Raw genomic sequence first — 21,707 nt, forward strand, 5'->3', positions numbered from 1 at the left:
TCCCAGGAAGGGCCTGACCTGCTCTTTCGCCGGCGCCCGGGATGTTTCACGTGAAACATCCCGGGCCGTTCGGCCCGCCCCGTGCGACTGGCGGGGTGGACCCTCGCGCGGAGTCTGGAAAGATAGGCGCGACGGTGACGTCGCCCCCAGGTCAGGGCCCGCAATAAGCACACTCCCCGCACATCCAAGGAGCGGACAGATGCCCATCGCAACCCCCGAGGTCTACAACGAGATGCTCGACCGGGCGAAGGCAGGCAAGTTCGCCTACCCGGCCATCAACGTGACCTCGTCCCAGACCCTGCACGCTGCACTGCGCGGCTTCGCGGAGGCCGAGAGCGACGGCATCATCCAGATCTCCACCGGTGGTGCGGAGTTCCTGGGTGGCCAGCACAACAAGGACATGGTCACCGGCGCGGTCGCCCTGGCCGAGTTCGCGCACATCGTGGCCGCCAAGTACGACATCACGGTCGCCCTGCACACGGACCACTGCCCCAAGGACAAGCTGGACGGATACGTCCGTCCGCTCCTGGAGGTCTCCGCCGAGCGCGTGGCCCGTGGTCTGAACCCGCTCTTCCAGTCGCACATGTGGGACGGCTCCGCCGAGACCCTGGCCGACAACCTGGCCATCGGCCAGGAGCTGCTCGCCAAGGCCGCCGCGGCGAAGATCATCCTCGAGGTCGAGATCACCCCGACCGGTGGCGAGGAGGACGGCGTCAGCCACGAGATCAACGACGAGCTCTACACCACCGTCGACGACGCGCTGCGCACCGCCGAGGCCCTCGGCCTGGGCGAGAAGGGCCGCTACCTGCTGGCCGCCTCCTTCGGCAACGTGCACGGTGTCTACAAGCCGGGCAACGTCGTCCTGCGCCCCGAGCTCCTCAAGGACCTCCAGGCCGGTGTCAGCGAGAAGTACGGCAAGCCCTCCCCGTTCGACTTCGTCTTCCACGGCGGCTCGGGCTCCACGGCCGAGGAGATCGCCACCGCGCTGGAGAACGGCGTCGTGAAGATGAACCTCGACACCGACACCCAGTACGCCTTCACCCGCCCGGTCGCGGACCACATGTTCCGCAACTACGACGGTGTCCTGAAGGTCGACGGCGAGGTCGGCACCAAGTCCAAGTACGACCCCCGCACCTGGGGCAAGGCCGCCGAGGCCGGCATGGCCGCGCGTGTCGCCGAGGCGTGCGCGAACCTGCGCTCCACCGGTACGAAGCTGAAGTAGTCGGCCGCAGCAGGCCGCCCCGAAGGGCCCGGTCCCCGTCCCACGACGGAGTCCGGGCCCTTCGGGGCATGTATGGCCCAGTGACCGGGGGCGTGGAGAGGGGCGAGGCGTACATGAGGGCTGCACGACCGCAGGTGAAGCAGGACCGTGCCGTGCGAACGCGCAGGGCGATCCTGGAGGCCGCCGCCGTGGTGTTCGAGGACCGCGGCTACGACGCGGCCAAACTGACGGACATCGTCAGACTCGCCCATGTCACCAAGGGTGCGCTCTACTTCCACTTCGATTCGAAGGAAGACCTGGCGCAGGCCGTGATCGACGCCCAGGTGAGCGCGCACGCGCCCTTCGTCCCGCAGGAGTTGAAGGCGCAGGAGTTCGTCGACATCGGCATGATCTTCTCGCACCGGCTCCGGCACGACGTGCTGATGCGGGGGAGCGCCCGGCTCACCCTGGAGCAGAACGGCCGGGGACTGGACCGGGCCGCGCCGTACCAGGGGTGGATCGACCTGCACACCGCCTTGATGGTGGAGGCGAAGGAGCGCGGCGAACTGCTCCCGCACGTGGACCCTTCGGGGCCCGCGCGGCTGGTGGTCGGTTCCTTCGCGGGGCTCAACGTCATGTCGCAGACGCTCGGGCTCGAACTGGACCGGGAGGTCTCGGCGCTCTACGCGAGCGTGATGCCGGGCGTGGTGGTCCCGGCGGTGGCGGCCCGGCTCGACACCGCGGCCGGTCGCGGGGGGCGGGCGTTGCACGGGGCGGACGGGTGCGCGTGCGGGGGCGGCTGAGACCGCCTGGGCCGGGGGGTTGGGGGCGGGTGCGGCGCCGTTGCCGGGGGCGCTGCCCCCGGACCCCCGCGCCTCAAACGCCGGCGGGGCTGGAGTTGCGCGGCGGGGCTGGATTTGCGCGGCAGACTGGGGGCATGTCCATTCATCAGAATCTTCTCGGGGGTCCCGCCCCCACTCACCTTCCCGACGAGCCGGGTCGTGAGGCCATCGCCGCGGGCGCCCCCGCCGTTGAGGTGGCGGCCGCGCACCCGACGTCCTCCCTCGCCTGGGCGCTCCTCGCCGACGAGGCCTTCGCCGCCGGCAGCACGGTCGAGTCGTACGCCTATGCCCGTACGGGCTACCACCGCGGCCTCGACGCCCTGCGCCGGGCCGGATGGAAGGGCCACGGCCCGGTCCCGTGGGAGCACGAGCCGAACCGAGGTTTCCTGCGCGCCCTGCACGCCCTGGCCCGCGCCGCCGAGGCGATCGGCGAGAAGGAGGAGTACGAGCGCTGCTCGACCTTCCTGCGCGACTCGTCCCCGACGGCGGCGGACACGCTGAGCGCCTGAGGCCGTACGGCGGGGAGTGACGCGGACCGTAAATCTATGGTCTGCGTCACTCTCCGCTGGAGCCGCGGCGCGGCGGGGTCCTATGATGCGGGCAGGGGACCGGGGCTCCACTCACCTCACGGAAGGAGCGGACCGCTACCCGGAAGCACGTGTCGAGGAGACAGCGATGTCGAACACCCTTGATGCCTCCGGAGTCGGCGGGTCGGACACCCCGAACCTCGACTTCGACGGCACGACCCCGTACGAGGACTACGTCCAGGCGGACGTTCTCACCCACCTCCAGCACCTGCGCTCGGACGACCCGGGCGAGATGGTCTTCCTGGTCACGACCCAGGTCATGGAGCTGTGGTTCACGGTCATCGTCCACGAGTGGGAAACCGCCGCGAAGGCCCTGCGCGAGGACCGCATCCCGGTCGCGATGGACGCGCTGAAACGTTCCCTCCGTGAACTGGAGGCCCTCAACGCCTCCTGGCGCCCGCTCGCCCAGCTCACCCCGGGACAGTTCAACGCCTACCGCTCGGCCCTCGGCGAAGGTTCCGGTTTCCAGTCGGCCATGTACCGGCGGATGGAGTTCCTGCTCGGCGAGAAGTCGTCCTCCATGCTGGTCCCGCACCGGGGCGCCCCGCGCGTCCACGCGGAGCTGGAGAAGGCCCTGCACGAGCCGAGCCTCTACGACGAGGTCCTGCGCCTGCTCGCCCGCCGCGGCCTCCCGGTCCCGGACGCCGTCCTGAACCGCGACCTCTCGCTGCGCTACGAGCCCTCCGCCGAGGTCGAGGCCGTCTGGACGGCCCTGTACGCCGCCCCGGACGAGCACCCGGACCTCCACCGCCTCGGCGAGGTCCTGACGGACGTCGCCGAGCTCGTCTGGCGCTGGCGCAACGACCACCTGGTGGCCACCCGCCGCGCGATGGGCGCGAAGACCGGCACGGGCGGATCGGCCGGCGTGACCTGGCTGGAGAAGCGCGCGACGAAGAACGTCTTCCCGGAGCTCTGGACGGCGCGCAGCCATGTCTGACACCTCGGCCTCGCCGGCACCCGCCGTGATACCGCAGACCCCGGACGGAGCCGGCCTCGCGGCCCGAGCCGACGCCCTGGACGCCGCCGACGAGCTCGCGAAGCTCCGTACGCGCTTCACCCTGCCCGACGGAATCGTCTACCTGGACGGCAACTCCCTCGGCGCCCTCCCGGCCGGCGTCGCCGACACCGCCGCCGACGTCGTCCGGCGGCAGTGGGGCGAGCTCCTCATCCGCTCCTGGGACGAGAGCGGCTGGTGGACCGCCCCCGAGCGGATCGGCGACAAACTCGCCCCCCTCATCGGCGCGGCCCCCGGTCAGGTGGTCGTCGGCGACTCCACCAGCGTCAACCTCTTCAAGGCCCTGGTCGGCGCCGCCCGGCTCGCGGCCGCCGGCCGGACCAGGATGCTGGTCGACGCCGCCACCTTCCCCACCGACGGCTACATAGCGCAGTCGGCGGCCCGGATGACCGGCCTGACCGTCACCCCGGTGGACCCCTCGCACGCGGCGGAGGAGATGGACGCGGACACCGCCGTGGTCCTCCTCAACCACGTCGACTACCGCACCGGCCGGCTCCACGACCTGCCCGCCCTCACCACGGCGGCCCGCGCCGCCGGGGCGATCACGGTCTGGGACCTCTGCCACTCCGCGGGAGCCCTCCCCGTCGGCCTCGACGCGCACGCCGTCGACCTGGCGGTCGGCTGCACGTACAAGTACCTCAACGGCGGCCCCGGCGCCCCCGCGTACCTCTACATCGCCGCCCGACACCAGGCCGGCTTCGATTCCCCGCTCCCGGGCTGGAACGGCCACGCGGATCCCTTCGCGATGACCCCGGCCTACGCGGCGGCGCCGGGCGCGACCCGCGGGCGCGTCGGCACCCCGGACATCCTGTCGATGCTGGCCCTGGAGTCGGCGCTCGACGCCTGGGACGGAGTCCCGGTCGAGGCCGTACGGGCCAAGTCCCTCGCCCTGACCGACTTCTTCCTCGAATGCGTGGCGGCGTACGTCCCGCAGGGCCGGGTCGAGTCCGTCACCCCGGCGGAGCACGATCGCCGCGGCAGCCAGATCTCGCTGCGCACCGAGAACGCCCGAGAGGTCATGCGGGAACTCATCTCCCGCGGCGTCATCGGCGACTTCCGCGCGCCCGACGTCCTGCGCTTCGGGTTCACCCCGCTCTACGTCGGTTTCGCCGACGCCGAGCGCGCAGCGCGCACGCTGGGTCACATTTTCGGGTGACCCGGTAGCGAAACGTCCCGTCAACGGGCGGGCGGGGCTACGGCTCCGTCCGCCCGGCCACATCCCGGACCGCGCACGGAAGCTCCCGTTCCGGACTGATACGGTCCCGCTCTGCCGGAACACCGGAACATCTGTCCCCGCTGTCCCACGCGTTACCGAGAGGTTGAGCCGATGACGGACCCCGCCGCAGTGGAACGGGACGCCGCCGAGGCCGCCTCGGCCTTCTCCCACCCGGCGGTCGCGCCGGACGCGACGGCCGCGTACGGGGAACACCCCGACCACGTCGTCGACTTCTACGCCCCGCGTGGCGAGACCACCGGGGATCCGGCCGCCCCCGTTCCGCTGGTGGTGGTTCTGCACGGCGGCGCCTGGCGGGCCCCGTACGACAGGCAGCACGTCACGCCGTTCGCGGACTTCCTGGCCCGGCGGGGTTTCGCCGTGGCGAACGTCGAATACCGGCGCGGGAGTTCCCTCCCGCACCAGAACGCCGAGGGCCCGGTGGCCGGGCGCTGGCCGGAGACCTTCGACGACGTCGCCGCCGCGATGGACGCCCTCCCGGGGCTGGCCGCCGCCGTGCTCCCGCAGGCCGACGTCCGCCGCGTCGTCGTCACCGGCCACTCGGCGGGCGGTCAGCTCGCGCTGTGGGCCGCGGCCCGGCACGTGCTCCCGTACGACTCCCCGTGGAGGCTGCCCTCCCCGCCGATGCTGCGCGGCGTGGTGGCGCTGGCCCCGATCGCGGACTTCGCGGTGGCGCAGGAGCTGGGGGTCTGCGGGGGCGCGAGCGCGCAGCTCCTGGGCGGCGCGGAGCACTTCGCGGACCGCCTGCCGCATGCCGATCCGGCGGCGCTGCTGCCGACCGGGATCGCCACCGCGGTGGTGCAGGGGCGGGACGATATCGTGGTGCCGCCCGCGGTGGCCGAGGCGTATGTGGCCGCGGCCGCGCAGGCGGGGGAGATGGTGGGCCTGACGCTGCTCGACGGCGTCGGTCACTTCCCGCTCATCGATCCGGCGGCGGACGCGTGCGCGGTGGTGTCGGAGGAGATCGCGCAGCTGGCCTGGTAGCGAAATCGGCCAGGCGTCCACGGCGATGGGGATATCGGGTGATCGCGCGGCGGAGACCTATGTACTCTGTGCGAGTCGATCCTGAGCGTGTTCAAAAAGAAAATGGGGGGGCCGGTGCGTAGTCGCCGTCTCGTAATGTCCGCTGCCGCTGTCATCGCGGCCAGCGTTGGTCTCATACCGGGTGTGGCCCACGCGGCCGAGCCCGTCGCGCCGCCCGTGTCGGCGCCCGACGTCGACCTCGCCAAGGCGGCGGCGTCGAACTTCAAGACCTTCAAGAGCCCCGCCGAGAAGTCGGTCCGCAAGACCCTGCCGGTCTCCAAGGACAAGGCCGCCTCCGCGCAGTCGGCCGGTGTCGCCGCGGGCAACCCGAACCTGAACATGGTTCTGACGGCCACCAGCACCACCGCCCACGGGCTGGACCTGGTGACCGACCTCATCAGCGAGCCCGCGTCGCTGAAGGTCACCGTCGAGTGGGGCGACGGAACCACGGACGTGGCCTACGCCTCCGGCGCCGGCCCGCTGACGCACAAGCACGCCTACGCCGAGCTCGGCGAGTACAACATCAAGGTCACGGTGACGGACGCCGCGAACGGCGTCGAGGTCGTCAACGAGCTCCCGTTCGGCACCGCCGGTTCGGAGTTCACCCCGTACGCCCCCACGCGCCTCCTGGACACCCGTAGCGGCGTCGGCGCGCCGGCGGGCAAGGTCCCGGCCCGCGGCATGACCCGGGTGAAGGTCGGCGGCAACGGCGCCATCCCGGCGGGGGTCACCGCGGTCGTCCTCAACGTGACCGTCACCAACCCCACCGACGCCGGGTTCATCACCGCCTTCCCGGAGGGCGGGGCGCGCCCGGAGACGTCGAACGTCAACTTCCAGGCCGGTCAGACCGTCCCGAACCAGGTGATCGTGCCGGTCGGCAAGAACGGCTACGTCGACCTGTTCAACGGCAGCTGGGGCGGCTCGGTCGACGTGATCGCCGACGTCAGCGGCTACTTCACGCCGAAGGCGGCGAGCGGTTACACCTCGATGACCCCGGTCCGCTTCGTCGACACCCGCGAGGGTTTCGGCACCACCAGGGGCCAGCTGGCCGGGCAGGCGACCTTCAGCACCCAGATCAGCGGCCTGCGCGGGGTGCCCTACGGCGCCAAGGCCGTCGCGCTGAACGTCACCGTCACCAACCCGAAGGCGTACGGTCACCTGACCGTGTTCCCGAGCGGCCAGGCGGCGCCGGACACCTCCAGCCTGAACTTCAGCGCCGGTCAGACCATCGCCAACTCGGTGATCGTGCCCATCGGTTCCGACGGCCGGATCAGCGTCCGCAACGGTGCCTGGGCCGGGACCGACGTCGTCGTCGACGTGGTCGGCTACTACAGCCCCGACAGCAAGGGCTCGTTCATGCCGGTCGGGCCGTTCCGCCGGCTGGACACCCGTGAGCCCGAGGACCCGTACCACGGTGTGATCCCCGGTGGCTACTACCTGCCCGTGCTCTTCTCCCCGGACCCGGCGGAGGACGGTGTCTCGGGCTACGTGCTGAACACCACGGTCACCAACACGGCCGGCAACGGCTTCCTCTCGGTCGCCCCGGACCCGAACTCGCTCGAGGACTACCGCAACGGCACCGACCAGCCGGTCGAGCTTCCCGGCTCCTCGACCCTGAACTGGACGAAGGGCAAGACCGTCCCGAACCTGGTCCAGGCGAGCTCCGGCGAGAACGGCATCGTCGACTTCTTCAACCAGGCCTGGAACGAGTGGGAGACCACCGACCTGATCGTCGACATCTCCGGTTACTACGAGACCAACTGATCTGATCAGTGCGCCCCGGTGAACGGCCTTTCGGGCCCTTCACCGGGGCTTTCACCTGTCCGGCCTGCCCCCGGCGAGGTGGTCCACCAGTTCGGCCAGGTCATCGCAGACCTGCTCGATCTTCAGGCGGACGTTGTTCTGCTCGGTGACGAGCGCGGACAGCAGCAGACCGGTCAGGGCCGCCGCTCCGTTGAGGGCCTGGAGGTTGACCATGATCTCCAGGAGGCTGTGGCCGGCGAACGGTCCGGCGCGGTCGTTGGCCGCCGAGATCGCCAGGACGGACACGAGCAGGGTGCACGGTGCGCTCCCGGCGAGCTGGAAGCGCACCGCCGCCCAGATGATCAGCGGGAAGACCAGGAAGAGCAGGGACAGGGAGCTCCGGGTGGCCACGAGGGTGACCACGACGGAGGCGACCAGCAGGGCCGCCGCCTCGGTCGCACGGTAGGTGTCCCGGGGCCGTCGGGCCCTGCGCAGGACGAGCAGCAGCGGGGTCACCACGAGCACGCCCATCGCGTCGCCGGCCCACCAGGCCGACCACACCGGCCAGAACCGGGCCAGGGGCATGTCACCGGTGAGCACCAGCGTCCACGTTCCGGCCGTCGCGCTGATCAGCATCGGCAGCAGGCCGCCGAGGAACACCAGCGCCAGGGCGTCGCGCAGCCGGTCCACCTCGACGCGGAAGCCCGCCCGGCGGAGCATCACGTACGCGCACACCGGAGCGAGTGTGTTGCCCGCGATGATCCCGAGGCCGGTGAGGTCGACTTCGCTGATCCGCTCGATGGCGAGGTAGGTGCCGAGGGCGATCCCCGGCCACATCCGGATGCCGAGCCAGAGCAGGGCGGCGAGGGCGATGCCGGTGGGCAGCCACAGGGGCGTGACCTCGGCGCCGTCGACGACCACGTGCTGGCGCAGGCCGATCCGTCCGCTCACGTAGTAGGCGACGGCGACGGCGAGGATCGGCAGAAGGACCGCGGGGAGACGTCGCCATTCCTCGATGCGCACCACAGCATCAGACAACAGCCCCGCGTCCGGGCGGGGCGTGACACGCGCGCGGGGCGTGACACGCGCGCGGGGCGTGACACGGGCTACGGGGCTCCGGGCGCGTCATGGCTGAGGACGAGCACCGCGGCGTCGTCGGCGTGGCCGGTGGAGTCGGCCACCTTCATCACCTCGGCCGCCAGCTCGTCGGGATCGGCGCCCGCCGCCTCCCTGACGACCCGGGCCACGCGCTCCAGCCCCACCTCGATCGGGAACTTCGGGCCCTCGACCACACCGTCGGTGAGCAGGACGATCGACCCCGCCTGCGTCAGCCGGCGCCGGGTCACCGCGTACCCCGCCCCCGGCTCCAGGTTCAGCGGCAGACCGCCGTCGTCCTCCGCGATGCCGTACTGGCCGTCGACCGTGGCCCAGACCGCGGGAACGTGGCCGGCCCGGGCGCACTCCAGCTCCCGGGTCTCCGGATCGAAGCGGAGCAGACTGCAGGTCGCGAAGAGATCGCGGTCCATCGAGAGCAGCACCTCATTGGCCCGGCTCAGCACCTCGCCCGGATCGACGACGACGGCCGCCACCGCGCGCAGGCAGATCCGGATCTGCCCCATGAAGGAGGCCGCCTCCACGTCGTGCCCCTGCACGTCCCCGATGCAGAAGGCGAGCGCGCCCTCGGGCAGCCGGAAGCCGTCGTACCAGTCGCCGCCGATGTCCAGGCCGTCCCGGGCGGGCGCGTACCGGGCCGCGGCCCGCAGTCCCGGCAGGACCGGCAGCGAGGCGGGCAGCATCTCGCGCTGCAGCGCCTCGGCCAGCTCCACCCGGGCCTGCTGCAGTTCGACCCCCTGCCGCGCCTGGGCGGTGAGCCGCCCGAGCGTGCTCAGCAGGTCTGCACTGGCCACCCGTGGGGCACGGCGCGGGGTCATGGAACGCTCCGACGTGCATCCATTCGTCCCTGCTTTCGCCGCGCGAAAGGCCCGTGCACATCATATTTCCGGCTACGGGGACCCCGCCCGCCGAGCGCCTGCCGAGCCCGCCAGGGTGCCTCTGAGGCGGGCTCTTCAGCCCCACTGCTCGTCGGCCAGCGAGCTGACCGGCTGCGGCTTGCCGATGACCGCCAGGGCGATGAAGAAGTTGATCTGGCCGATCGCGATGGTGAGGGTGGCCAGCGCCTTCTCGTCGTAGTGCCGCGCCACCTCGGCGTACAGCTCGTCGCTGACGCGCTCCTTGCCGTGCGGGGCGGGCTGGAGGGTGGCCTCCACCAGGGCGAGGGCGGCGCGCTCGGCCTCGGTGAAGTACGGGGCGTCCTGCCAGGAGGAGACGGCGGTGATGCGCTCCTCGGAGACTCCGGCCTTGCGGAGGAAGCCGGTGTTCAGGACGGTCAGGTAGGTGTTGCCGACGATCTGCCCGGCGCGCAGGTGGACCAGGCTCATCGTGGTGCGCGGCACCGAGCGGTTGCCCGTCGCCCGGAAGAGGGCGGCGCTGATGTCGTTCACCTCGGGGACGAATGCGGCCGGGTCGGGCATCCGAGAGGTGGGGGTGCTGGGGGTGCTGGTCGGCGCGGTGGTGTTCGTCATGGCTGCTCTCCCTCAGGTTGGCGTCTACACAGCACTGACGGAGGGGCGCGCACGAATGTGACCGGGAACGGGAAATTTCTTCACGGCATGCCGGAGGGGGCGGGACGCACGCGTCCCGCCCCCTCCGGCGCACTGCTCAGAGGAACGAGTTGATCTCGATCGTCTCGGTGCGGCCGGGGCCGACGCCGATCGCGGAGATCGGGGCGCCCGACATCTCCTCGAGGGCCTTGACGTACGCCTGGGCGTTCGCCGGCAGGTCCTCGAAGGTCTTGGCCTTGGTGATGTCCTCGGACCAGCCGGGGAGGTATTCGTAGATCGGCTTCGCGTGGTGGAAGTCCGTCTGCGAGTACGGGAGCTCCTCGACGCGCTTGCCGTCGATCTCGTACGCGACGCACACCGGGATCTGCTCCCAGCCGGTCAGCACGTCCAGCTTGGTGAGGAAGAAGTCGGTGAGGCCGTTCACACGGGTGGCGTAACGTGCGATCGGCGCGTCGAACCAGCCGCAGCGACGGTCACGGCCCGTGGTCACGCCGCGCTCGCCGCCGATGCGGCGCAGGTCCTCCCCGTCCTGGTCGAACAGCTCGGTCGGGAACGGGCCCGCGCCGACTCGGGTCGTGTAGGCCTTGAGGATGCCGATGACACGGCTGATCTTCGTCGGGCCCACGCCGGTGCCGGTGCAGGCGCCGCCGGCAGTCGGGTTCGACGAGGTGACGAAGGGGTAGGTGCCGTGGTCGACGTCGAGCAGCGTGCCCTGGCCGCCCTCGAAGAGCACGACCTTGTCCTCGTCCAGCGCGTTGTTGAGGATCAGGGTGGTGTCGGCGACGTACGGCTTGATCTGCTCCGCGTACTGGAGCATCTCCTCGACGATCTGGGCGGCGTCGATCGCGCGGCGGTTGTAGAGCTTCGCGAGGAGCTGGTTCTTGCCCTCCAGCGCCGCTTCGACCTTCTGGGTGAGGATCGACTCGTCGTAGAGGTCCTGGACGCGGATGCCGATGCGGTTGATCTTGTCCGCGTAGGTCGGGCCGATGCCGCGGCCGGTCGTACCGATCTTGCGCTTGCCCAGGAAGCGCTCGCCGACCTTGTCGAGGGTGACGTTGTACGGCGTGATCAGGTGCGCGTTGCCGCTGATGAGCAGCTTGGACGTGTCGATGCCGCGCTCGTTCAGGCCGCGCAGCTCGGAGAGCAGGACGGCCGGGTCGACGACGACACCGTTGCCGATGACCGGGGTGCATCCGGGGGAGAGGATGCCGGAAGGGAGAAGGTGCAGCGCGTACTTCTGGTCGCCCACGACGACCGTGTGGCCGGCGTTGTTGCCACCCTGGTAGCGCACTACATAGTCAACGGATCCACCGAGCAGGTCGGTGGCCTTTCCCTTGCCCTCGTCACCCCACTGAGCTCCGAGCAGCACAAGAGCGGGCACAGGCGTACACCTCTTCCGGATGGGGCATGTCCAAGGTCAGGGGGCGTACGACGATGTACACCGCAGGCTGAGCCGTCGGACCGGTACCCCGGAATAGACGAAGGCCCTGGCGCAATAGCGCAAGGGCCTCTTGCACAAAGATGCTACCCGAGGAAGGACCGAGGTGTCGGCTCCAGAGCCCACCATGAGCCATGCGGGCGCGCCGGTAGGCGGTCTGCTCGTGCTCGTCGACCCGGTCGCCCGCCGTCTTGACGGCGAGTCCGTGCGGATCGCGAAGGATGTGTTGTCAGCGGGCGCTGCGGCGAAAATCTGCCTCCCGGACTCGCAGGAGGAATTCGCGCGGGCTCTTGCCCGCCGGGGTCATCGGCGGCTGGTGATCGTGGGCGACGACCGGGCCCTGGTGCGGGCCGTGGGGCTGCTGCACCGGGAGCGGGGGCTGGGAGAGGGCGCCCTGGCGCTGGTCCCGGTGGGGTCTGCGGGGTCCCTGGGACTGGCGAGGTCCCTCGGCGTGCCGCTGTCCGCCGTTTCCGCGGCCCGGGCGGTGCTCGACGGGTCGGTGCGGACCTGCGACCTGCTGGTCGACGACAGCGACGGGGTGGTGCTGGGCACGCTGCGGATCCCGCCGGTGCGGGGGGTGCCGAGGCCGGCCGGACCGTCGGTGTGGAGCACGTACCGCTCGCTGGTCCGGACGCTGGTCCGGCCGGTGGTGGCGGCCGGCGGGGCTGCCGCGGGGTACCACCGGCTGCGGGTGGAGGCCGACGGGGTGCTGCTGGCGGACGTGGACCAGCCCGTGGAGGACGTCTCGCTGCGCACGCGGGACGACGGTGGTCCGGCGGAGGTCGTCGTCCGGACGGGCGGCGGCTCCGGCGACGGGACGGTGACGGCCCGGGCGAGGACGGTGACGGTGTCGGGCGCGGACTTCCGCTACCGCGCCGACGCGGCGATGACCGGCCCGGTCCGCCGCCGTACGTGGACCCTGCGCCCCGGGGCGTGGACCCTCACGCTGCCCCGGTGAGTCCGGGGCCGGGGCCGGGTCCGGGGTCGGGGTCGGGGCCGGGTCCGGGGGCCGTACGGGACGCGCTGGGCGACTGGCGGCGGGACGGGCTGCTGCTGTGCCTGCTGCCGGTGTTCTGCTGGCCGGCGGTGGTCGCGGCCGGGCTCGCGCCCGCGACCGTCCGGCCCGTGATGCTGATGGTGGCGCTGAGCCCGGTGGTGCTCGGGGTGCGGGAGCTCTGCGCCGTCCGGCGGGTCCGCCGCGCGCTGCGCGACCCGGCGGTGCGCTGGACCTCGTACGAGGCCGTGGTGGTCCGCGCGAGGTGGCGCCCGCCGGTGCTGGTCCTGGCGGGCGGGCGACACGTGCTGACCCTGGGCGTGCTGGGCCGGCGGGTGCTGCCGCCGCGCCCGTGGCCCCGTACGGCGCCGGCCCCGGACGCGGTCGAGATCCGGCTGGCCGCGGACCCGTCGGGGGGTACCGCCCTGTGGGCGCAGCACTCCCGGGGGCTGGGCTACGCCCGCCCCCTGGTCAGGGGATACGGATGCTGTCGACGAGCCGCTCGTGCATCTCGTTCAGGGCCTTCTCCTTCGCCTCGGGGCCGAAGGCCAATCCCTGAACGAGGTGTTCGTCATCGGCGATGATGCGCACGAAACCGACCTGGCGATCACCGTCTTCCTTGGTGGCGAGACGTGCGTCGAGGGCCGGGCGGCCGTCCACCGTCGTTTCCTCAACACGGGTGCTGGTGAGAGGTTCGCCACCGCTCGCGTTGTAGGTGTCGAGGAAGCCCTGAAGAAACTCTTCCAGAGGGTATTGGTCCGCCGGCATGTCGTGGACGACGAGGCCGGTGAGGCCGTCAGGGGTGTCCACCCTGTACTGGCGGACGTTCACGGTCTCGCCGTCCACGGGGATGGAGGCCTTCTGGACCTTGGCCTTCCCGGGAAGCTCGACTGTGACGCCACTGGGGGCATCGGTGGTCTTCACCCACTCCACGGCGGGCACGGCGGGCACGGCGATGACGGTGCCGAGGCGCGGGGTGGCGGGGGCGGAGAACGCGGATGCGGTCGTGGACGGCACCACGCCCCCGGCGGCCAGGGCCGTCGAGGCGGCCAGCACCAGAAGGCGCTGCGTCCGAGATCGACGAGTCATGCGGATCACTTCCCATGGCCTGGTCGCTGACCGAGGACCGGGGCGCGCCGGACCTACCCTCCCAGCGTGCGTCCGTACCGTTCCGGCCGCATCCGGACGCTCATCGAGTCGAGGCGGCACACCCATCAGGTCAGCATCTCCCCCTGCCTGATCCGAAAGAGCCGGCCTGGCTAGAACTCCACGAGCAGTTGTTCCAGCCCCCGGATGACGTACCCGTCCCGCCACCGCGGCTCCTCGGCGAGCCGCAGTGGCGGGACTCCGTCTGCCAGCAGCGCCCCGAACGAGGCCTCCAGCTCCCGCCGCGCCAGCGGCGCCCCCAGGCAGTAGTGGATCCCGGCCCCGAAGCTCAGGTGCGGATTGTCGGCCCGTACGAGGTCCAGCGCGTCGGGATCCGTGAAGCGCGCGGGATCACGGTTCGCGGACCCGAAGAGCAGCGCGACCTCGGCTCCGCGGGGGATGTCGGTGTCCCCGATCCGGATGTCGTCGAGCACCCAGCGCTCGAACATCTGCAGAGGTGTGTCGTACCGCATGAGTTCATCCACAGCTGTGGACAACTTTTCGGGATCGCGGTTCTCACGGAGCGCGGCGAGTTGCCCGGGATGGCGGAACAGCGCCCACCACCCGTTGACGGTGGTGTTGACGGTGGCCTCGTGCCCGGCATTCAGGAGGAGCACGCAGGTGGAGATCATCTCCTGCTCGCTGAGCCGGCCCTCCTCGTCGTGGGCGGCGATCAGCCCGGAGATCAAATCCTCACCGGGACGCGTGCGCCGCTCGGCGATCAGCCCCCGCAGGTACGCGCTGAACTCGACGCTCGCCCGCACCGCGCGGCGCGCCGTCTCCTCGTCGGGCCGGAGCTCGAACATCCCGCAGATGTCCGCCGACCAGGGCCGCAGCAGCCCCCGGTCCGCCTCCGGCACGCCCAGCAGCTCCGCGATCACGGCCACCGGCAGCGGCTCGGCGACGACGGTGAGCAGGTCCCCGCCCCCGTCCGCGAGCAGCCGCCCCACCAGCTCCCGGGCCAGCCGCCGCACGGCGGGCACGAGCCGCTCCACCGTCCGCGGCGTGAAGGCCTTCGCCACCAGCCTGCGCACCCGCGCGTGCGCGGGATCCTCCAGGTCCAGCAGCCCGTTGCCGTTGAGCACGTGGAAGGGCTCGTGCTCCGGCGGCGGCGCCTCGCGCCCGAACTCCTCGTGCGAGAACCGGTGGAGGTAGGTCCGCCCCAGGCGCCGGTCCCGCAGCAGCGCACTGACATCGGCGTAGTGCGGCACCAGCCACTGCCCGGTGGCCTCCGACCACACGGCCCGCCCCTGCTCCCGCAACTCCCGGTACGCCGGATACGGATCGGCGACGAACGCGGCATCCCACGGATCAAAGCCCATCCCCGCACCCTAGAGGGTCTCTTGCCGATCAGGCCGGGCTCGCGGCCGGTTCCATGAACCGGCCGGTCCTACGCCGGCGTCACCAGCCGGGTCTCGTAGGCGAACACCGCCGCCTGCGTGCGGTCCCGCAGACCCAGCTTCACCAGGATCCGGCTCACGTGGGTCTTGACCGTGGACTCCGCGACGAACAGCCGGTCCGCTATCTCCACGTTGGACAGCCCCTGCGCTATCAGCACCAGCACCTCCGTCTCCCGCTCCGTCAGCTCCCCCACCCCCGCCGGGTCGGCGAGCTTGCGGGCCTCCGAGATTTTCGAGAACTCCACGATCAGCCGCTTCGTCACCGAGGGCGCCAACAGGGCTTCCCCGGCCGCCACCACCCTGACTCCGTCGGCGAGCTGACGGGCCGACGCGTCCTTGAGCAGGAACCCGGAGGCCCCGGCCCGCAGCGCCTGGTACACGTACTCGTCGAGGTCGAAGGTCGTCAGGACCAGCACCTTCGCGTCCGTGTCCGCGGCCACGATCTCCCGCGTCGCCTCCAGCCCGTTCATCTGCGGCATCCGGATGTCCATCAGCACCACATCCGGCCGCAGTGCCGCCACCTGCGCGATGGCCTCCCGGCCGTCGACCGCCTCACCCACCACCTCGATGCCGTCCATGGCGTTCAGCAGCACGGAGAACCCCTCGCGCACCATCATCTGGTCGTCGACGATCAGCACCCTGATCGTCATACCGCCCCCTCCTGCGGCGCCGGCACCGGCTCCGGCTCCGGACGCTTGCGCACCGGTATGAACACCGCCACCTCGTACCCGCCCGTGGGCGTCCGGCCGGCCGTCATCTCCCCCTCCAGCATGGCCACCCGCTCCCGCATCCCGGTGATCCCGTGCCCGGCCCCGGGCGAGGGCCGCACGTCCCCGGTCGCCGCCTCATTGACGACGCGTATCCCCAGGCCGCCCAGCACGTACGAGACCTCCACCCCGGCGGCCGCGCCCGGCGCGTGCCGCAGCGTGTTGCTCAGGGCCTCCTGGATGATCCGGTACGCCGACAGCTCCACACCCTGCGGCAGCTCCCGCACCGCGCCCGTGACCGTCTTCTCCACGCTCAGCCCGGCCTCCCGCACATTGGCCAGCAGCCCGTCCAGCGAGGCCAGCGTCGGCTGCGGGGCGTCCGGGGCCTCGTAGTCCGCGGAGCGCACCACGCCCAGCACCCGCCGCAACTCCGTCAGGGCCGCCACCGCGTTCTCCCGGATGGTGACGAACGCCGCCTCCAGCTCCGGCGGCGGGTTCTTCACCCGGTACGGCGCGGCCTCCGCCTGGATCGCCACCACCGACATGTGGTGGGCCACCACATCGTGCAACTCCCGTGCGATCGTGGTCCGCTCCTCCAGCAGCGTCCGCTTGTCCCGTTCGACGGCCGTGACCTCCTGCTGCGCGCTCACCTCCGCCTTGGCGTGCCGGCGTATCTGGATGCTGCTGGCGAGCACCAGGGCGAAGGCCGAGGTCACCGCCATCTCCGGCAGATTCGACCTCCACGGGGTGGTGAGCACCACGGAGAGCGCGACGCCGAGCGTGAGAGTGAGCGTCCACATCCAGGCCGCCACCCGAGGCCTGGTCCGCAGGGTCACGAGGACCATGACGGCGACGTAGGAGAGGAAACTTCCCGGGGTCCAGGGCCAGTCCCCGTCCCCACCGAGGGCCGCCAGCACCACCGTCATCGCGACGGCCGCCCACCACGCGGCAACCGGCCGCACCAGCGTCATGAGGACAGGGGCAGCGGCCACCATCCCCGTGGCGACCTCGGCCGCATCGCTCATATAGCCCCGCTGCGTGCCGGCGGTGAACACCAGGACGATGAAGGCCAGCGCTCCCACCGCCGCGTACTGGGTCCACGGCGCATACCGGCGTATCGCCTCGGGAAGCCGTCGCACGAAGCGCCCGGGAGTCTCCACGAGTGGCAGCGGCCGGTAGGCGAAGGCATCGGCGATGAGGTCCTGGCGCAGGGTCGCGATCACCCCCGATGCGAGTCGGAATTCAGGTGTCCGGGCTGTCCCCCCGGTGGCGGTCTCGGTCATACACGAAACCGTAGGTCCGTACCGCCCTCGTCCGCGTCGCCGCTGGTGGGGATTTCCCGAGGTCCCTCTCAAGTACTACACGGGTCAGATCAGTAGCCCGTCGGGCGGACCAGACCCGTCTCGTACGCGAACACCGCCGCCTGCGTGCGGTCCCGCAGACCCAGCTTCACCAGGATCCGGCCCACATGCGTCTTCACCGTCTGCTCCGCCACCGTCAGATGCGCCGCGATCTCCGCATTCGACAGGCCCTGGGCGACCAGCGACAGCACCTCGGTCTCCCGCTCGGTCAGTTCGTCGATCCGCGCCCGCGACGGCGCGCGCGGCGCCCCCAGCCGGGAGAACTCCGTGATCAGCCGCTTGGTGATGTTCGGCGAGAGCAGCGCCTCGCCGGCCGCCACCACCCGCACCGCCTCGGCGAGCTGGTCGGCCGAAGCGTCCTTGAGCAGGAACCCGGAGGCCCCGGCCCGCAGCGCCTCGTACACGTACTCGTCGAGATCGAAGGTGGTCAGCACCAGTACCTTCACGGTGGCTTCGGGAACACCGGTGATGACCGAAGTGGCCTCGATGCCGCCCATCCCCGGCATGCGGATGTCCATCAGGACCACGTCCGGTCCCAGCTCGGCGACCTTCGCCACGGCGTCGGCGCCGTCCACCGCCTGGCCCACGACCTCGATGTCGGGCTGGGCGTTGAGAAGCACGGTGAAGCCCTGCCGGACCATCATCTGGTCGTCGGCGACCATCACCTTGATCGGGGTGCTCATGGGTCCTACTTCGTCTCGGGGGAGTGGTCGGCGGGCAGGTCCTGCGGATCCATCGGGAGGACGGCGCTGACCTCGTACCCGCCGTCGGGGCGTGGGCCGGCGGCCAGTTCGCCCCCCAGCATGCCCGCCCGCTCCCGCATCCCCAGCAGTCCGTGCCCCGCTCCGTGCGAGGCCGGCGCCGGCCGGGCCGGCGCGGTGTTGGCGATGCACAGGTGCAGATCGCGCGGCCCGTACGCGATGCCGACCTCCACCCGCGAACCGGGGGCGTGGCGCAGACAGTTGCTCAGCGCCTCCTGCACGATCCGGTACGCGGTGAGCTCCACGCCCGGCGTCAGGGGCCGCCGGATGCCCGCGATCTCGGTGGTGACATCCAGCCCGGCCCCCCGCACGTTGTCCACGAGGCCGTCCAGCTCGGCGAGAGTGGGCTGCGGATGTTGCAGGGCCGCGGGATCGTCGGGCTGTTCGGAGCGCAGCACGCCCAGCACCCGCCTCAGCTCCGTCAGGGCCTCCAGGGCGTTCTCCCGGATACCGGCCAGATTCTCCTTGAGCTCCTCGGACGGATTCTCCACGAGGTGCGGGGCCACCTGTGCCTGGATGGAGATCACCGACATGTGGTGTGCGACGACGTCGTGCAGCTCGCGGGCGATCCGGCTGCGCTCCTCCAGCAGGGTGCGCCGGGCCCGCTCCTCCTCCGTGAGGGTTTCCTGCTCGACCAGTTCGCCGCGGGCCAGCCGCAGTGCGCGCAGCGCGTACCCGAGGAGGCCCACGAAGCCGAAGAGGAGGGCGGCGCCCATGGAGGTGCCCGTGCTGTACCGCGGGGTGAAGGCCATTTCGGCCAGCCCGGTGTAGGCGACCGAGATGCCGACGACCCAGATGGTCGTCCGGGGCGGCACCCGCAACGCGACCAGCAACACCAGGGGGGCGAAGGCGAACATCCCGCCGGGCGTCCAGGGCCAGGTCTGGCCCTGTCCGACGTCGCCGTAGATCGCCCAGGCGATGAGGCCCGCGGTGAGCAGGCCCAGCCACCAGGCGGCGATCGGGCGGAACATCGCGAGGAAGATGGAGGCGCCGGCGAGGAGCGCGAGGACCAGCGGCGGGCCGCCCGTGACGTGGTAGTGGTCTTGAAGCTGTTCCGTGGTGAGGAAGCCGAAGAAGACCGCCGCATAGCCGACCAGTACGTGCGGCAGCCGGACCAGCCACCGCGGCCGGGTCATCTTCGGAAGGGGATCGCGCCGCATGGTGAACAGCTCCTGGACGAGCGGCCGGTCGGGGGCGCCGTCCTTCGTCGGTCCGGAGGGTCTGGGCTCGGCCAGGGGCGCGCGCTGCTCGTTCACATCGGCCAGCCTAGGCATGGGCGACCTCCTCGACGGGAGCGGCCGGAGCACTGCGGGCCGGGGCCGCCCCGGTCCGCCGGGGGCGCCTGGCCTGTTCGTGGGTACGGAAGGCGGCCCAGCAGAGCGTCAGCGCGGCGGCGAACACCGGCAGCCACAGCAGTCGGGCCGCTATCCAGCCCATCGAACCGGGCACGGTGTGCAGCCCGGGCAGGTCGGCCGAGACCAGCAGCCCGAGGGTGGTGACGGTCATCATCGCGGTCTGGTGCCAGAGGAAGATGGTCATGGCCGAGAGGTTCACCAGAGCCACCTTCGCCCAGGCCCCGGGCCGGCGCATGGCCCGGGCGAGCGGCTCGCGCACCAGCAGGGCGAGCCCGCACTGCGCCAGCCCGAACGCGACCGCGGCGAGCGTCGGCGGGTTGAGGTTCGATATCGGGGCCCCGGGGACACCCACCATGGACGCCGGGTAACCGGCCCACAGGATCAGCGCGGTAGTGGCCACGGTGCCCGCGCCGAGGAGGAGCAGGGGGCGATGCGGCCGGGTGAAGGTCCCGCGGGACCAGGCGGCGCCCAGAGTGAAGGGGACGAGCCAGCCGGCGGCCACATTGACCCAGCCGATCCACTCAGGCCCCGCGAGTCCAAAGCGCCACACGTCGACGCCCGCCACCACGGCCAGTGGCCAGAGCGGGTTGAGCCGGGCCACGAGCGGGGTCGCGGCGGTGAGCGCGGCGAAGACGAGCAGGAACCACAGCGGCGACAGCACCAGCTTGACGAGCGTCCGGACGGTGTCCAGCTCCGCCCCGCCGATCAGCATCCCGCCCGCCACGACGACCCACAGGGTGAGCACCGCGGCGACCGGTCGGAACAGCCGCCCCAGCCGCTGCCCGACCCAGGCGCCGTACGAGACGCCCCGCTCGCGCGCCGATGCGTACCCGCGGGCGGCGACATGACCGCCGACCAGGAAGAAGACGGCCAGTGTCTGGAACACCCAGGACACCGGGGCCAGCCACGTCATGTGCGCGAGCGGGCTGGTGGTGCTCAGGCCGCCGTCGGTCGCGGTCAGGGCGGTGACCAGCCAGTGGCCGAGCACCACGCCGAGGATCGCGAAGGCCCGCAGCGTGTCCACGGCACGGTCCCGGTCGGCGGGCGTGGCCGCCTCGATGCCCGCGGCCAGGGCGGTCCATCGGGCGCGGAGCTCAGGCATGGCCGGCCTCCGGAGCGGGGGTGGTGCCGAGGACGATGGCGGCCAGGCTGTCGAGGGACTCGGTGCCGGGCTTGAGGTAGTCGCTGTGCCCGGCGTCGCCGGCGGCGAAGGCCAGCGCCCCGAAGGCGGGGTCGACGGGGTCGGCGCCGTGGCCGATCCCGCCGAGCCGGACGTGCGGGACTCTGGCCACCCAGTCGTCGCTGCCCCGCCCGGCCCACACCCGGGCACCGGTCGGCAGCTCCCGGGCGGATCCGGCCCCCGTGCCCGGGCTGCCGAACAGCGCGATGTCGCTGACCGCGGGGCCGGTACGGGTGCGGGCGCAGACCACGGAACCGTAGGAGTGGCAGAGGAGGGAGAGCCGGGAGCCGGGCGGGGTCATGGTGCTCAACCGGTCGAGGAAGGGCGCCAGTTCCGCGGCGGCCTCGTCGGCGCGGTCGGCGGTCAGGACGGTCGTGCTGACCGTGCCGGGGGTGTCGTACCCGAGCCAGGCGATCACGGCGGAGCGGGGATGCTCGGCCTGGAGGCGCTGCTGGAGAGCGACGGCCCCGGCACGGAACCTCCCGTAGGTGTCGAGCGTGGTGTCGGACCCGGGCACGAGGACGGTGATCCGGTCGGCGGTTTCCAGCTCGCCGAACACCTCGACGGCCCGGCCCTTGCCGCGGCCGTCGAAGGTGAGGAACTGCGCGGCTCCGGCCGCGTCCATGGCACGCAGCCCGGCGGCCCGGCCCGTGCGGTCGGCGTCATGGGCCATGCGGGCCGCCTCGGCGAGATTGGCGCGGTTGGCGTCGTACCGGCTGCGGGGCGCGGTGTCCTCAGCGAAGGTCGCGGGCGCGGGAGCGGGGACCTCTGAGGAGGCGGCGGCGGATATGGGGAACACGACGGCCGCCGCGACCAGGGCGGCCAGCAGGGTGCGGCGCAGCCGGCCACGGCCGGGCGCAGCCGTTCTGGTGGGCTCCGCCGTCCCGGTGGTTCGCGTCGTCCGCGCCGTCCCCGTCGTCATGGTGTGTTCCTTCGGTCGTCCGGAAGGGCCGTCAGCGCTCTTCTCTGCTCCCGAAGTTAGAAATTTCGGGCCGTGGTCGGCGTCACGCCATGGAGCCGTGTTCGCACGTAGCTCTCAGGTATGACGGGGGATACCTGAGAGGCGCGGTGAAGCCTGAACGCCCGTGCGCAGGGCGTC

20 protein-coding genes are annotated in these 21,707 nt (G+C 71.8%); 8 read left to right on the top strand and 12 right to left on the bottom strand.

Translation table 11 applies throughout. The annotated features are described in order from the left end of the window. Nucleotides 1–199: 199 nt before the first annotated feature. The 7 genes from fbaA to ACZ4TV_RS11850 all read left to right on the top strand — a co-directional run bounded on the left by fbaA (nucleotide 200) and on the right by ACZ4TV_RS11850 (nucleotide 7,666). A complete protein-coding gene (fbaA, locus tag ACZ4TV_RS11820; RefSeq protein ID WP_468133351.1) occupies nucleotides 200–1,222 on the top strand; it encodes a class II fructose-bisphosphate aldolase in 1,023 nt (340 codons plus the stop codon). A gap of 152 nt (nucleotides 1,223–1,374) precedes the next feature. Continuing rightward, the gene (locus ACZ4TV_RS11825; protein ID WP_468133353.1) at nucleotides 1,375–2,004 is read left to right on the top strand and encodes a ScbR family autoregulator-binding transcription factor; all 630 of its coding nucleotides are present in this window, start codon (nucleotides 1,375–1,377) and stop codon (nucleotides 2,002–2,004) included. A gap of 134 nt (nucleotides 2,005–2,138) precedes the next feature. Then, nucleotides 2,139–2,552, top strand: coding sequence for a DUF3151 domain-containing protein (locus ACZ4TV_RS11830; protein ID WP_468133355.1), 414 nt, complete (start codon nucleotides 2,139–2,141; stop codon nucleotides 2,550–2,552). Between the two features lie 166 nt (nucleotides 2,553–2,718). Continuing rightward, nucleotides 2,719–3,567: a tryptophan 2,3-dioxygenase family protein gene (locus tag ACZ4TV_RS11835; RefSeq protein WP_468133357.1), complete on the top strand. Its 849-nt coding sequence runs from the start codon at nucleotides 2,719–2,721 to the stop codon at nucleotides 3,565–3,567. Continuing rightward, nucleotides 3,560–4,801 carry a kynureninase gene (gene kynU / locus ACZ4TV_RS11840; RefSeq protein ID WP_468133359.1) on the top strand — a complete coding sequence of 414 codons (1,242 nt, stop codon included), beginning with the start codon at nucleotides 3,560–3,562 and terminating at the stop codon, nucleotides 4,799–4,801. The genes ACZ4TV_RS11835 and kynU overlap by 8 nt, the downstream gene beginning before the upstream one ends. A 171-nt stretch (nucleotides 4,802–4,972) precedes the next feature. Beyond that, a complete protein-coding gene (locus tag ACZ4TV_RS11845) occupies nucleotides 4,973–5,863 on the top strand; it encodes an alpha/beta hydrolase family protein (RefSeq protein WP_468133361.1) in 891 nt (296 codons plus the stop codon). A 183-nt stretch (nucleotides 5,864–6,046) separates the two neighbouring features. Continuing rightward, nucleotides 6,047–7,666 carry a hypothetical protein gene (locus tag ACZ4TV_RS11850; protein WP_468133363.1) on the top strand — a complete coding sequence of 540 codons (1,620 nt, stop codon included), beginning with the start codon at nucleotides 6,047–6,049 and terminating at the stop codon, nucleotides 7,664–7,666. Between the two features lie 51 nt (nucleotides 7,667–7,717). On the opposite strand, the gene ACZ4TV_RS11855 is transcribed toward ACZ4TV_RS11850, so the two are convergent. The 4 genes from ACZ4TV_RS11855 to ACZ4TV_RS11870 form a co-directional block, all read right to left on the bottom strand. After that, on the bottom strand, nucleotides 7,718–8,671 hold the full coding sequence (locus tag ACZ4TV_RS11855) for an MASE1 domain-containing protein (protein ID WP_468133365.1): 954 nt from the start codon (nucleotides 8,669–8,671) through the stop codon (nucleotides 7,718–7,720). Between the two features lie 80 nt (nucleotides 8,672–8,751). Continuing rightward, nucleotides 8,752–9,576: a PP2C family protein-serine/threonine phosphatase gene (locus tag ACZ4TV_RS11860; protein ID WP_468133366.1), complete on the bottom strand. Its 825-nt coding sequence runs from the start codon at nucleotides 9,574–9,576 to the stop codon at nucleotides 8,752–8,754. A 135-nt stretch (nucleotides 9,577–9,711) separates the two neighbouring features. Then, on the bottom strand, nucleotides 9,712–10,227 hold the full coding sequence (locus ACZ4TV_RS11865) for a carboxymuconolactone decarboxylase family protein (protein WP_468133368.1): 516 nt from the start codon (nucleotides 10,225–10,227) through the stop codon (nucleotides 9,712–9,714). A gap of 136 nt (nucleotides 10,228–10,363) precedes the next feature. Continuing rightward, entirely contained in the window at nucleotides 10,364–11,647 is a 1,284-nt protein-coding gene (locus tag ACZ4TV_RS11870) for an adenylosuccinate synthase (RefSeq protein WP_319725173.1), read from the bottom strand. Between the two features lie 184 nt (nucleotides 11,648–11,831). Between ACZ4TV_RS11870 and ACZ4TV_RS11875 the strand changes: the two genes are divergently transcribed. Further along, nucleotides 11,832–12,662 (top strand): diacylglycerol kinase family protein, encoded by an 831-nt coding sequence (locus tag ACZ4TV_RS11875; protein WP_468133729.1) that lies wholly within the window; start codon nucleotides 11,832–11,834, stop codon nucleotides 12,660–12,662. Between the two features lie 507 nt (nucleotides 12,663–13,169). On the opposite strand, the gene ACZ4TV_RS11880 is transcribed toward ACZ4TV_RS11875, so the two are convergent. From ACZ4TV_RS11880 to ACZ4TV_RS11915, 8 genes are all read right to left on the bottom strand, one after another. Then, entirely contained in the window at nucleotides 13,170–13,787 is a 618-nt protein-coding gene (locus ACZ4TV_RS11880; protein ID WP_468133370.1) for a hypothetical protein, read from the bottom strand. 170 nt (nucleotides 13,788–13,957) lie between these two features. Continuing rightward, a complete protein-coding gene (locus ACZ4TV_RS11885; RefSeq protein WP_468133372.1) occupies nucleotides 13,958–15,166 on the bottom strand; it encodes a cytochrome P450 in 1,209 nt (402 codons plus the stop codon). 68 nt (nucleotides 15,167–15,234) lie between these two features. Continuing rightward, the gene (locus ACZ4TV_RS11890) at nucleotides 15,235–15,894 is read right to left on the bottom strand and encodes a response regulator (protein WP_468133374.1); all 660 of its coding nucleotides are present in this window, start codon (nucleotides 15,892–15,894) and stop codon (nucleotides 15,235–15,237) included. Continuing rightward, a complete protein-coding gene (locus tag ACZ4TV_RS11895) occupies nucleotides 15,891–17,234 on the bottom strand; it encodes a sensor histidine kinase (RefSeq protein ID WP_468133376.1) in 1,344 nt (447 codons plus the stop codon). Before ACZ4TV_RS11895 ends, ACZ4TV_RS11890 begins: the two co-directional genes overlap by 4 nt. A gap of 89 nt (nucleotides 17,235–17,323) precedes the next feature. Further along, nucleotides 17,324–17,995: a response regulator gene (locus ACZ4TV_RS11900; protein ID WP_468133378.1), complete on the bottom strand. Its 672-nt coding sequence runs from the start codon at nucleotides 17,993–17,995 to the stop codon at nucleotides 17,324–17,326. Nucleotides 17,996–18,000: 5 nt separating this feature from the next. Further along, the gene (locus ACZ4TV_RS11905; protein WP_468133380.1) at nucleotides 18,001–19,347 is read right to left on the bottom strand and encodes a histidine kinase; all 1,347 of its coding nucleotides are present in this window, start codon (nucleotides 19,345–19,347) and stop codon (nucleotides 18,001–18,003) included. Next, the gene (locus tag ACZ4TV_RS11910; RefSeq protein WP_468133382.1) at nucleotides 19,340–20,530 is read right to left on the bottom strand and encodes an acyltransferase family protein; all 1,191 of its coding nucleotides are present in this window, start codon (nucleotides 20,528–20,530) and stop codon (nucleotides 19,340–19,342) included. The genes ACZ4TV_RS11905 and ACZ4TV_RS11910 overlap by 8 nt, the downstream gene beginning before the upstream one ends. Continuing rightward, complete coding sequence (locus ACZ4TV_RS11915; protein ID WP_468133384.1) at nucleotides 20,523–21,530, bottom strand: alpha/beta hydrolase; 1,008 nt, start codon at nucleotides 21,528–21,530, stop codon at nucleotides 20,523–20,525. Before ACZ4TV_RS11915 ends, ACZ4TV_RS11910 begins: the two co-directional genes overlap by 8 nt. Between the last annotated feature and the right edge of the window lie 177 nt (nucleotides 21,531–21,707).

This window comes from Streptomyces sp. NPDC028910, assembly GCF_055564955.1.

What these genes read in the sequence shown, in the direction of transcription:
- fbaA (WP_468133351.1), top strand. Translation starts at nt 200, where the DNA reads ATGCCCATCGCAACCCCCGAGGTCTACAACGAGATGCTCGACCGGGCG.
- ACZ4TV_RS11830 (WP_468133355.1), top strand. Translation starts at nt 2,139, where the DNA reads ATGTCCATTCATCAGAATCTTCTCGGGGGTCCCGCCCCCACTCACCTT.
- ACZ4TV_RS11835 (WP_468133357.1), top strand. Translation starts at nt 2,719, where the DNA reads ATGTCGAACACCCTTGATGCCTCCGGAGTCGGCGGGTCGGACACCCCG.
- kynU (WP_468133359.1), top strand. Translation starts at nt 3,560, where the DNA reads ATGTCTGACACCTCGGCCTCGCCGGCACCCGCCGTGATACCGCAGACC.
- ACZ4TV_RS11845 (WP_468133361.1), top strand. Translation starts at nt 4,973, where the DNA reads ATGACGGACCCCGCCGCAGTGGAACGGGACGCCGCCGAGGCCGCCTCG.
- ACZ4TV_RS11860 (WP_468133366.1), bottom strand. Translation starts at nt 9,576, where the DNA reads ATGACCCCGCGCCGTGCCCCACGGGTGGCCAGTGCAGACCTGCTGAGC.
- ACZ4TV_RS11865 (WP_468133368.1), bottom strand. Translation starts at nt 10,227, where the DNA reads ATGACGAACACCACCGCGCCGACCAGCACCCCCAGCACCCCCACCTCT.
- ACZ4TV_RS11875 (WP_468133729.1), top strand. Translation starts at nt 11,832, where the DNA reads ATGAGCCATGCGGGCGCGCCGGTAGGCGGTCTGCTCGTGCTCGTCGAC.
- ACZ4TV_RS11880 (WP_468133370.1), bottom strand. Translation starts at nt 13,787, where the DNA reads ATGACTCGTCGATCTCGGACGCAGCGCCTTCTGGTGCTGGCCGCCTCG.
- ACZ4TV_RS11885 (WP_468133372.1), bottom strand. Translation starts at nt 15,166, where the DNA reads ATGGGCTTTGATCCGTGGGATGCCGCGTTCGTCGCCGATCCGTATCCG.
- ACZ4TV_RS11890 (WP_468133374.1), bottom strand. Translation starts at nt 15,894, where the DNA reads ATGACGATCAGGGTGCTGATCGTCGACGACCAGATGATGGTGCGCGAG.
- ACZ4TV_RS11895 (WP_468133376.1), bottom strand. Translation starts at nt 17,234, where the DNA reads ATGACCGAGACCGCCACCGGGGGGACAGCCCGGACACCTGAATTCCGA.
- ACZ4TV_RS11900 (WP_468133378.1), bottom strand. Translation starts at nt 17,995, where the DNA reads ATGAGCACCCCGATCAAGGTGATGGTCGCCGACGACCAGATGATGGTC.
- ACZ4TV_RS11905 (WP_468133380.1), bottom strand. Translation starts at nt 19,347, where the DNA reads ATGCCTAGGCTGGCCGATGTGAACGAGCAGCGCGCGCCCCTGGCCGAG.
- ACZ4TV_RS11910 (WP_468133382.1), bottom strand. Translation starts at nt 20,530, where the DNA reads ATGCCTGAGCTCCGCGCCCGATGGACCGCCCTGGCCGCGGGCATCGAG.
- ACZ4TV_RS11915 (WP_468133384.1), bottom strand. Translation starts at nt 21,530, where the DNA reads ATGACGACGGGGACGGCGCGGACGACGCGAACCACCGGGACGGCGGAG.